Genomic DNA, 10,036 nt, shown 5'->3' with positions numbered 1-10,036 from the left:
TGGGCCTGTTTGCGGGTTCCGGCGTCGGTAAGTCGGTGTTACTTGGCATGATGGCGCGTTATACCAAAGCCGATGTGATTGTGGTTGGCCTGATCGGTGAACGTGGCCGTGAAGTCAAAGAATTCATTGAGAACATCCTCGGCGCAGAAGGCCGTGCACGCTCGGTGGTGATCGCCGCACCGGCTGACGTTTCGCCGCTGCTGCGTATGCAGGGTGCCGCGTATGCGACACGCATCGCGGAAGATTTTCGCGATCGCGGCCAGCACGTGCTGCTGATCATGGACTCCCTCACCCGCTACGCCATGGCGCAGCGTGAAATCGCCCTGGCGATTGGCGAGCCACCGGCCACCAAAGGTTATCCGCCTTCCGTGTTCGCGAAGCTCCCCGCCCTGGTGGAACGCGCCGGTAACGGCACCCACGGCGGCGGTTCGATTACGGCTTTCTATACCGTGCTTACCGAAGGTGACGATCAGCAAGACCCGATTGCCGACTCGGCGCGCGCCATTCTTGATGGTCACATTGTATTGTCGCGCCGTCTGGCCGAAGCCGGTCACTATCCGGCGATTGATATTGAAGCCTCAATCAGTCGTGCGATGACCGCGTTAATTGATGACACCCACTACGCGCGGGTGCGTCAATTTAAACAACTGCTCTCCAGTTTCCAGCGCAACCGCGATCTGGTGAGTGTAGGCGCGTATGCCGCTGGAAGCGATCCGATGCTCGATAAAGCCATCAAGCTTTACCCGGAGATGGAAGCCTTCCTGCAACAGGGTATTTTCGAACGCAGCGACTATGACGACGCCAGTCTGCACCTGCAGGCCATGTTCGGCTAGCGCGAGCCCAAGCGAGGTAAGCCATGAAAACTGCCAGTGCTATCGATAAGCTGCGCGATATGGCGGAGCAGGATTTGGAACAGGCCGTGATTCATTTAGGTGACATGCGCCGTGGCGTAAAGCAGGCGGATGAGCAGCTCACCATGCTGCTCGACTATCAGGATGAGTACCGCAATAAGCTCAACACCGATATGTCAGGCGGTATTTCCAGCCTGCGCTGGACCAATTACCACCAGTTTATTCAGACGCTGGAGAAAGCCATTGAACAGCATCGGCAACAGCTGAATCAGTGGAATCAACGTCTGGATCAGGCGCTGAGCAGCTGGCAAGAAAAGCATAAGCGATTGAATGCGTATCAAACACTGATCACTCGCGCTGCCGAAAACGCATTACGACAAGAAAACCGTCTCGATCAGAAACGGATGGATGAATTTGCCCAACGGGCCGCTATGAGGAGAGGCGAATGATTACGCTGCCAACTATGGTTACGCAAACCTCTAAAGTCAGCGATGCAGACAGTGCTGTTGCATCGGACAATTTACTGGGTACAGATGCGCTGCCACAGGGATTTATCACTGAACTGGGTAACCGCTTACTGACGCTGGCTCAGCAACAAGGTGTTAACACGCAATCGACTGATCTGACAGCAGAAGTCGATGAAAAAGGCGTCACAAAAGCGTCATTAAGCGCGTTATTGCAGGCACTGGACAAACCAGAGGCGTTAAACGCACTTTTACAACCGGAAAACACTAAAGCCACGCTGAAATCAGCCGATGATAAAGACAAGTCTGAAGCAAGTTCGTTAAGTGCCAGCGACTTACAGAATGTGCAGGCACTGTTCGCGATGTTACCGGTTGCGGTTGAAGCGCGAAACAGTCAGAGCGCCGTCAGCGCCAGCACGGATAAAACCTCTGCCGATGCAGAGACTACGCTAAACGGATCATTGTTAAGCCGAACGCTGCAGAACGCCGTGAAAGATGAACAAGAGGCACAGTCCGACAGTACGCCTCATAAGAAATCCAGCGATGTGCTGAGCGCTGTCAGCCGTGATGTCAGTACAACGACAGCCAGTAGCAGTGCCGCTGCCGCCAGCACAACGGCCAGCAGCAGTAACAGCAACAGCGCACTGTCACTGGATGAAAGCTTTAAGCAGGTGCTGAGCACGCTCAGCAAACCGGAAGAACATCGTAATACTCAGAGCGACACGGTAACAGCATTAACCAGCGCACCGGTCAGCAGCAGTAGCACACTGACCAACAGTACGGCGACGACCAGCACCACTCCGTCGACGCCGATGCTGAATGCCCAACTCGGCAGCAATGAGTGGCAGCAGGCGTTAAGCCAGCAAATCGTGATGTTCAGTCGCAACGGCCAGCAAAATGCCGAACTGCGCTTACATCCCGAAGATTTGGGTGCTATCCAGATCAACCTGACCCTCGACAAGGATCAGGCGCAGTTAAGTATGGTTTCCAGCCACAGCCAAGTGAGGGCCGCGCTGGAAGCAGCTCTCCCTCAGCTTCGTAGTGCGCTGGCGGAGAGCGGTATTAACCTGGGACAGAGTAATGTCAGCAGCGACGCCTTCGCACAAAGCCAGAATTATCAGGGCCAGCAGGAAGGACGTCGTGATGGCCAGCACGGCAGCTTTACCCTCTCCCAGGACAGTGAAAACGAGATAACGCCTATTGCCGTCCCGGCAGCCCTTCAGGCGCGCGCGACAGGTAACGGCGCTGTCGATATCTTTGCCTGACAGCGGCTAAACGCTGAAGGTAAGCGTAAAACCCGCGTCTTTTCTTCCCATTGTTTGACTTAAGACGCGGGATAATCTGTCCAGGCGAGCCGAGAGGCTTGCCCATAATTCACAGGAAGTAACTGCAAACATGTCTGATAACGCGAAAGCCAAAGGCCGCAAACGTTCACTACTAATACCGGTGTTACTGATTGTAACGCTGGCCGCTTGCAGCGTGGCAGGCTATGCAGTCTGGCGAATGATGAATAAACACGGGGATGACAAACCGGAAGCGGCGAAAGTAGAGCCACCGGCCGCCCCTGTATTTTTTGCAATGGATACGTTTACGGTTAACCTGGTCAATACTGACAACGATCCCGACCGTGTGTTGTACGTAGGCTTTACCCTGCGTCTGCCGGATGAGGAGACCCGTCGTCGGTTGAATGATTACCTGCCTGAGGTGCGCAGCCGTTTGCTGCTGCTACTCTCACGCCAAAGTGCTACACAGCTTGCAACTGAACAAGGCAAACAGGCTTTGATTGATCAGATTAAACAAGCGCTGGCACCACCGCTGGTAAAAAATCAACCACCTCAGGTTGTCAGTGACGTGCTGTTTACCGCCTTCATTTTGAGGTGATTTAATGGGCGATAGCATTCTCTCCCAGGCTGAAATTGACGCGCTACTGAATGGCGACAGTGATACCACGGAAGTAGAGAACAGTTCCAAAGGGACCGATGGCGATATCCGTCCCTATGATCCCAATACCCAGCGTCGCGTGGTGCGCGAGCGTCTGCAGGCGCTGGAGATCATTAACGAGCGTTTTGCCCGTCATTTTCGTATGGCGCTGTTTAACCTGCTGCGCCGTAGCCCGGATATCAGTGTCGGTACGATCAAGATTCAGCCTTACCATGAGTTTGCCCGCAATTTACCGGTGCCAACCAACCTGAACCTGATCCACCTGAAACCACTGCGCGGTACTGCGCTGGTGGTATTTTCACCGAGTCTGGTGTTTATCGCCGTAGATAACCTGTTTGGTGGTGATGGCCGTTTCCCGACCAAAGTGGAAGGCCGTGAATTTACCCATACCGAGCAACGCGTCATCCGTCGCATGCTGAAGCTGGCACTGGATGGTTACAGCGATGCCTGGAAAGCGATTTACCCGCTGGATGTTGAGTACGTTCGTTCCGAAATGCAGGTGAAATTTACCAACATCACCACTTCGCCGAACGATATCGTCGTCAACACCCCGTTCCAGGTCGAGATTGGTAACCTGGTGGGTGAATTTAATATCTGTATTCCGTTTTCAATGATTGAGCCGCTGCGCGAGCTGCTGGTCAATCCACCACTGGAAAACTCCCGTCAGGAAGATACGCACTGGCGCGACAATCTGGTGAAACAGGTGCAGCACTCGGAGCTGGAGCTGATTGCCCACTTCGCGGAAACATCCATGCGCCTGTCACGTATTTTGCAACTGAAACCTGGTGACGTCCTGCCCATTGAGAAGCCGGACCGCATCATTGCTCACGTCGATGGCGTACCCGTGCTGACCAGCCAATATGGCACCATGAATGGCCAGTACGCGCTGCGTGTTGAACACCTGATTAACCCGATTTTGAATTCGCTGAACGAGGAACAGCCCGATGAGTGACAGCAAAAAACCGTCCGATGATATTTCTGCGGACGACCTGTGGGCTGAGGCAATGAACGAGCAGGCAACCACCAGCACGCCTGATCCAACCGAGAACGTTTTCAAATCGTTTGAAAGCAACGGTGCCAGTGGCTCGCTGCAAGACATCGATCTGATTATGGATATCCCGGTCAAACTCACCGTGGAACTGGGTCGCACCAAGATGACCATCAAAGAGCTGCTGCGCCTGACGCAGGGTTCCGTGGTGGCTCTGGATGGCCTGGCCGGTGAACCACTGGATATCTTGATCAATGGTTACCTGATTGCGCAGGGCGAAGTCGTCGTCGTGAACGACAAATATGGCGTGCGTATCACCGACATTATTACGCCATCTGAACGTATGCGTCGTCTGAGCCGTTAAGCATGTTAAAAAACGCGCAAATTGGCCAGCCTGTTCATAGCCAGCCGGTGGTCTCTACCGGTTCGGTGATTGGGCAAGTCAGCAGCGTGCTGGCAGTGATTGTTCTGCTGATTCTGGCCTGTGGCTGGCTGGCAAAACGCCTTGGCTTTGCGCCCAAAACCGTCAACACCCAGGCGCTGAAAATTAGCGCCAGCGTGCAGGTGGGTCGTCAGGAGCGGGTGGTGATTGTTGACACCGCCGATGCGCGTTTAGTGCTGGGCGTCACCGCCCAGCAAATTACCCATCTGCATTCGCTGCCACCGCTGCCACCTGAAGAGCTGGTGAACAAAACCGTGGCGCCGCAGGATTTTCGTCAGCTGTTCCAGAATCTGGTTAAACGTCCCGGAAAACCCCAATGATGCGTCGATTGCTTCCCCTCTTGCCGCTGCTGTTGCTGGCACCGGTTGCCCATGCGCAATTGCCTGGTCTGGTCAGTCAGCCATTGGCGAATGGCGGCCAGAGTTGGTCGCTGCCGGTGCAGACGCTGGTGTTTATCACCTCGCTGACCTTTATTCCGGCCATCTTGCTGATGATGACCAGCTTCACCCGCATCATTATTGTTTTTGGCTTGCTGCGTAACGCCTTAGGCACGCCTTCTGCCCCCCCCAATCAGGTTTTGCTTGGCCTTGCGCTGTTTTTAACCTTCTTTATTATGGCGCCGACCTTCGACAAGATTTATAGCGACGCCTATTTGCCGTTCAGTCAGGACAAAATCAGCATGGACGTAGCGATTGACAAAGGCGCTCAACCGCTGCGTGAGTTTATGCTGCGTCAGACGCGTGAAGCCGATTTAGCGCTGTTTGCTCGTCTTGCCAACACCGCGCCGATTCAAGGTCCGGAAGCCGTACCGATGCGCATTTTGCTGCCGGCTTACGTCACCAGTGAACTGAAAACCGCTTTCCAGATTGGTTTTACTGTGTTCATCCCGTTCCTGATCATCGACCTGGTGGTCGCCAGCGTGCTGATGGCGCTGGGGATGATGATGGTGCCGCCGGCGACCATTTCTCTGCCATTCAAGCTGATGTTGTTTGTGTTGGTGGATGGCTGGCAGCTGCTGGTGGGTTCACTGGCACAAAGTTTCTACTCCTAGCGGCACACCTGGAAGTCGATGGCAACTCTCAATCCGGTCGGCCTGAAGGCCGAAACATATAACGCCAGGAGCGCAGCATGACACCCGAATCGGTTATGGTCATCGGCCAGGAAGCAATGCGAATTGCCCTGATGCTCGCCGCCCCGCTGTTGCTGGCGGCACTGGTCAGCGGTCTGATCATCAGCCTGTTACAGGCGGCCACGCAGGTCAACGAACAGACACTCTCCTTTATTCCTAAGATCCTTGCCGTTGCCGCCACCGCGGTGATTGCCGGCCCGTGGATGCTGAACCTGATACTGGATTACATGCGTAATCTGTTGACCAACTTACCTTATATCATCGGCTGATGATTAACCTCGATAGCAGCCAGCTGGTCCATTGGGTCGCGCAATTTTTCTGGCCGATGGTACGTTTGCTGGCACTCTTTGCCAGTGCGCCGGTGCTGAGTGAGAAATCCATTCCCAAGCGCGTGAAAGTGGGCCTCGCGGTATTGACGACCTGGATCGTCATTCCCGTGTTGCCTCCGGTGGAAGTCACGTTATTTACCCCTGCGGGTTTCTGGATCCTGTTACAGCAATTACTGATTGGTGTGGGGATTGGCCTGACGATGCAACTGGCGTTTGCCGCGGTGCGTATGGCCGGTGAAGTCGTGGGATTACAGATGGGCTTATCCTTTGCCACCTTCTTTGATCCTGGCAGCCGCCTTAACATGCCCGTGCTGGCGCGTTTTCTCGATATGCTGGCCATGCTGCTGTTTCTGACCTTCAACGGACACTTGTGGCTGATTTCGCTGCTGGTGGACAGTTTTCATACTCTGCCGATTAACGATCAACCCCTCAACGCCAATGCTTTTATGGCGCTGGTGAAGTCCGCCGGGTTAATTTTCCTTAATGGCATGATGTTAGCGCTACCCTTAATTGTTTTATTGCTCACGCTAAACATGGCACTAGGTTTGTTAAACCGTGTTTCACCACAACTCTCGGTTTTCGCGATCGGCTTTCCGATTACCTTAACGGTAGGGATCCTCAGTCTGGGTATGATGATGCCGCTACTCGCCCCCTTCTGCGAACATCTCTTCGGCGAAGTCTTTGATTTACTCGCCCAGTTTGTCTCAGAACTCTCCCGCGCACGCTAATTAACGTTTCTGTAGAAGTTCTTATGCGATAGTTAAGTATTCAAAATCAATCTGTGCATTTTTCGAACCATATTTCTCAGAAATCAACTGAGGTTATTCTGATAAATGCGCATTTCTTGGGAAAATTATTCTTATTAAACGGCGCTTCGCGTATTTTAGTCAGACGATTCCTAAGGTGATAAACCTTGAGAATTGGTTGAATAAATGCTCAAAGGGCTGTTTTTAAACAAAAAAAATATTGCAGCGATTTTTCTTGTCTAAATCCCTTTTTTCCGGCATTGTCAACACTCGCTGAAACGTCACACTTTCGCGATTCAAATGTTTTTAAGAATTGTCCTATCAGATTTGTCTGTGACTTGCGCGATAGTGACAGGGCTCTCAAAAACAGAGCGAATTACACACTTAATGCAAACTCCCGGCGATTCCCACTATCGCGGGGACAAGAGTGACGTGGAAGTAACACAAAAAACTTCGCAGAAGGGTTCAGGGATAGAGTCATGATGGCGCACGGATATCATTCGCCAGTCTGCCGAGCAGAATAAAAAAGTGTCTTTGGAAATCTCTCTCGTACCGCAAACGCGTATTCATCGTTGATTTAAACGGATAACAAATTGGTGAGGGTCGCTATAATGCCAACGATTATTATGGATTCATGTAACTACACACGCCTGGGATTATCAGACTATATGTCGGCCAAAGGAGTTAAAAAGAAAAATATTACTCCGGTCTCTGATATTGAACAACTGCAACAAAGATGTGAACAGTTAAAGCCTGGTGTCGTTTTTATTAATGAAGAATGCTTCATTCATGAATCCGATTCCAGCGATCGTATTCGTGCTATTATTATGCAGCATCCAGATACGCTATTTTTTATCTTTATGGCGATCTCGAATATCCATTTTGAGGAATACCTCTACGTTCGTAAGAACCTGATTATTACGTCAAAATCGGTAAAAACCTCGACTCTGGATTCACTGCTCGGCACTTACCTGCAAAAGAAACTCAGCGCTACCCCGCGTATTTCAGCAGGCCTGGATGTTCACCCACTGACATTAAGTCAGACTGAATCAAATATGCTGAAAATGTGGATGTCAGGACATGACACCATTCAAATTTCAGACAAGATGCAAATTAAAGCCAAAACGGTATCGTCACACAAAGGTAATATAAAACGCAAAATTAAGACACATAATAAACAGGTTATTTATCATGTGGTGCGACTGACCGATAATGTGACCTCCGGTATTTATGTCAACGTGCGATAGTTCTGCATGTAAACAGTTTGAGTAAATAGCCGTAGCCGACAAAGGGCCAATCCGCAGATTGGCCCTTTGTCGTTTTGCCTGGATCTGCGAGCCAGGTCTCACTTCGCCCCCTAATCCTTTAGCCTAAACTGCCGATGCTTGTTCTCAGAACACCTACCCAAAATGAGAGCAAGGATATGAAAACAGCATCGATTGATGAGCAATATAAGCTCAGCATCTGGCAGAACCTGCGCCTGATGCCTCTTTTCAGCATGATCTTTGGTGGCATTCTGCTGCTTTTTGCCCTGTGTATCGGCCTCGCCAGCTATTTTTTAATCCAGAGTAATAATTCCCTCAACGATGCGACGGATGAAATTCAAATCCGTATGGGCATCTCTAATAGCTCAAACCATTTGCGTACCGCTCGTCTGAACGTGCTGCAATCCGGCGCCGCTGCCCGCATCGGTGAAATGGACGGCTATCGTGCCGATCTGGCGCGCACGGAGACCCGCATCAAGCAAGCGCGTGACGGTTTTAAAACTTACATGGACCGCAAGGCGAAAACGCCGGAGGATATCGCGCTGGATGCGCCACTCACCGCGGCATTCAATGACTATATCGACAAGGGATTGAAGCCGATGATTGAGTCGGCTAAGCAAGGCAGCTTCGAAGGGATCGTGGCGCAGGAAACCGACGTGACACGCAAGTTGGATGATGCGTATAACGCGGTATTACTGAAAGCGATAAAAATTCGTACTGACCGTGCCGAAGCGATCAACGCGGAAGCTGCGCACCAGTCCCGCGTTGGCTTTATTGCCATGGCTGTGGCCTTTGCTGCTGCACTGGTATTGGTGCTCCTCACCTTCGTCTTCCTCCGCCGTGTGGTGATCAGCCCGCTGCGTCAGTCGGTTGAGCGTATTGAGCGTATTGCGCAGGGCGATCTGACCGCACCGGAACAAGCGTATGGCCGTAGCGAGATCGGTAGCCTGTTGCATAATCTGCAACTGATGCAGGCCGCACTGGTGCGTACCGTAGGCACCGTCCGCGAAGGCGCCGTTGCCATCTATCAGGGTTCCAGCGAGATCTCAGCCGGTAACACCGATTTGTCTTCACGCACTGAGGAGCAGGCCTCCGCGCTGGAGCAAACCGCTGCCAGCATGGAACAGCTTACCGCGACCGTGAAGCAAAATGCGGAGAACGCCCATCATGCCAGTCAACTGGCTGCGGATGCTTCCGGCAAAGCCCGTAGCGGTGGTGAGTTGGTGCATGGCGTGGTGAAAACCATGAACAATATCTCTGGCAGCTCGAAGAAAATTGCTGAGATCACCAACGTCATTAACAGTATCGCCTTCCAGACCAACATCCTGGCGCTGAACGCGGCGGTAGAAGCAGCGCGTGCTGGTGAGCAAGGACGTGGTTTCGCCGTCGTAGCGAGCGAAGTACGCAATCTGGCCCAGCGCAGTGCCCAGGCCGCGAAAGAGATTGAAACGCTGATTGCCGAGTCGGTTGATCTGATTAATAACGGTTCACATCAGGTGGGTGAAGCCGGCTCAACCATGGGTGAGATCGTCGAGGCGGTGCGTCGCGTCACCGATATAATGTCGGAAATTGCCGCCGCCTCCGATGAGCAGAGCCGTGGCATTCAGCAGGTGAGTCTGGCGGTTACCGAGATGGACAACGTGACGCAGCAGAACGCCTCGCTGGTGGAAGAGGCCTCTTCAGCGGCCGCCTCGCTGGAAGATCAGGCGGGTCGTCTGACACAGGCCGTGGCGGCATTTAAACTTAACGATTCACCCGCATCGCGAGTGATGGCACCTTCATCAGGCACCCTGAAGGCCCCGACGCTGACACCGCGTCCAGCATTGGCAGCGGCAAACAGTAATGACAACTGGGAAACGTTCTAAACCTTCTCGCCGTCAT

12 protein-coding genes are annotated in these 10,036 nt (G+C 52.6%); all 12 read left to right on the top strand.

Features of this window, described 5'->3' with window-relative positions; all coding sequences use genetic code 11:
• Positions 1 to 833: FliI/YscN family ATPase (locus RT340_RS04270; RefSeq protein WP_313374336.1), on the top strand; the 833-nt coding region annotated here is incomplete at its 5' end.
• 23 nt (positions 834 to 856) lie between these two features.
• Complete coding sequence (fliJ, locus tag RT340_RS04265) at positions 857 to 1,300, top strand: flagellar export protein FliJ (RefSeq protein WP_038646338.1); 444 nt, start codon at positions 857 to 859, stop codon at positions 1,298 to 1,300.
• A complete protein-coding gene (locus RT340_RS04260) occupies positions 1,297 to 2,580 on the top strand; it encodes a flagellar hook-length control protein FliK (protein ID WP_313374333.1) in 1,284 nt (427 codons plus the stop codon). Before fliJ ends, RT340_RS04260 begins: the two co-directional genes overlap by 4 nt.
• 130 nt (positions 2,581 to 2,710) lie before the next feature.
• Positions 2,711 to 3,196, top strand: coding sequence for a flagellar basal body-associated protein FliL (gene fliL, locus RT340_RS04255; RefSeq protein WP_097116792.1), 486 nt, complete (start codon positions 2,711 to 2,713; stop codon positions 3,194 to 3,196).
• 4 nt (positions 3,197 to 3,200) lie between these two features.
• The gene (gene fliM, locus RT340_RS04250; protein ID WP_097116791.1) at positions 3,201 to 4,208 is read left to right on the top strand and encodes a flagellar motor switch protein FliM; all 1,008 of its coding nucleotides are present in this window, start codon (positions 3,201 to 3,203) and stop codon (positions 4,206 to 4,208) included.
• Positions 4,201 to 4,608 carry a flagellar motor switch protein FliN gene (gene fliN, locus RT340_RS04245; RefSeq protein ID WP_034824445.1) on the top strand — a complete coding sequence of 136 codons (408 nt, stop codon included), beginning with the start codon at positions 4,201 to 4,203 and terminating at the stop codon, positions 4,606 to 4,608. The genes fliM and fliN overlap by 8 nt, the downstream gene beginning before the upstream one ends.
• Positions 4,609 to 4,610: 2 nt before the next feature.
• Entirely contained in the window at positions 4,611 to 5,006 is a 396-nt protein-coding gene (gene fliO, locus RT340_RS04240) for a flagellar biosynthetic protein FliO (protein ID WP_034824448.1), read from the top strand.
• The gene (gene fliP / locus RT340_RS04235) at positions 5,006 to 5,737 is read left to right on the top strand and encodes a flagellar type III secretion system pore protein FliP (protein WP_034825234.1); all 732 of its coding nucleotides are present in this window, start codon (positions 5,006 to 5,008) and stop codon (positions 5,735 to 5,737) included. Before fliO ends, fliP begins: the two co-directional genes overlap by 1 nt.
• Positions 5,738 to 5,814: 77 nt before the next feature.
• Positions 5,815 to 6,084 (top strand): flagellar biosynthesis protein FliQ, encoded by a 270-nt coding sequence (fliQ, locus tag RT340_RS04230; RefSeq protein ID WP_034824451.1) that lies wholly within the window; start codon positions 5,815 to 5,817, stop codon positions 6,082 to 6,084.
• Complete coding sequence (fliR, locus tag RT340_RS04225) at positions 6,084 to 6,872, top strand: flagellar biosynthetic protein FliR (RefSeq protein ID WP_160832785.1); 789 nt, start codon at positions 6,084 to 6,086, stop codon at positions 6,870 to 6,872. The genes fliQ and fliR overlap by 1 nt, the downstream gene beginning before the upstream one ends.
• 629 nt (positions 6,873 to 7,501) lie before the next feature.
• On the top strand, positions 7,502 to 8,137 hold the full coding sequence (gene rcsA / locus RT340_RS04220; protein ID WP_097116789.1) for a transcriptional regulator RcsA: 636 nt from the start codon (positions 7,502 to 7,504) through the stop codon (positions 8,135 to 8,137).
• A 176-nt stretch (positions 8,138 to 8,313) separates the two neighbouring features.
• Positions 8,314 to 10,020: a methyl-accepting chemotaxis protein gene (locus tag RT340_RS04215; protein ID WP_097116788.1), complete on the top strand. Its 1,707-nt coding sequence runs from the start codon at positions 8,314 to 8,316 to the stop codon at positions 10,018 to 10,020.
• The last annotated feature ends 16 nt before the right edge of the window (positions 10,021 to 10,036 follow it).

This window comes from Pantoea sp. CTOTU50773 (assembly GCF_032082325.1).
In the GTDB taxonomy this organism is placed as follows: domain Bacteria; phylum Pseudomonadota; class Gammaproteobacteria; order Enterobacterales; family Enterobacteriaceae; genus Pantoea; species Pantoea communis.
This window is presented reverse-complemented; position numbering and strand designations above follow the sequence as displayed.

Bases quoted from the DNA above. Each gene is read 5' to 3' on its own strand.
- fliM (WP_097116791.1), top strand. From the start codon at position 3,201: ATGGGCGATAGCATTCTCTCCCAGGCTGAAATTGACGCGCTACTGAAT.
- fliO (WP_034824448.1), top strand. From the start codon at position 4,611: ATGTTAAAAAACGCGCAAATTGGCCAGCCTGTTCATAGCCAGCCGGTG.
- fliL (WP_097116792.1), top strand. From the start codon at position 2,711: ATGTCTGATAACGCGAAAGCCAAAGGCCGCAAACGTTCACTACTAATA.
- fliQ (WP_034824451.1), top strand. From the start codon at position 5,815: ATGACACCCGAATCGGTTATGGTCATCGGCCAGGAAGCAATGCGAATT.
- RT340_RS04215 (WP_097116788.1), top strand. From the start codon at position 8,314: ATGAAAACAGCATCGATTGATGAGCAATATAAGCTCAGCATCTGGCAG.
- rcsA (WP_097116789.1), top strand. From the start codon at position 7,502: ATGCCAACGATTATTATGGATTCATGTAACTACACACGCCTGGGATTA.
- fliP (WP_034825234.1), top strand. From the start codon at position 5,006: ATGCGTCGATTGCTTCCCCTCTTGCCGCTGCTGTTGCTGGCACCGGTT.
- fliJ (WP_038646338.1), top strand. From the start codon at position 857: ATGAAAACTGCCAGTGCTATCGATAAGCTGCGCGATATGGCGGAGCAG.
- fliR (WP_160832785.1), top strand. From the start codon at position 6,084: ATGATTAACCTCGATAGCAGCCAGCTGGTCCATTGGGTCGCGCAATTT.
- RT340_RS04260 (WP_313374333.1), top strand. From the start codon at position 1,297: ATGATTACGCTGCCAACTATGGTTACGCAAACCTCTAAAGTCAGCGAT.
- fliN (WP_034824445.1), top strand. From the start codon at position 4,201: ATGAGTGACAGCAAAAAACCGTCCGATGATATTTCTGCGGACGACCTG.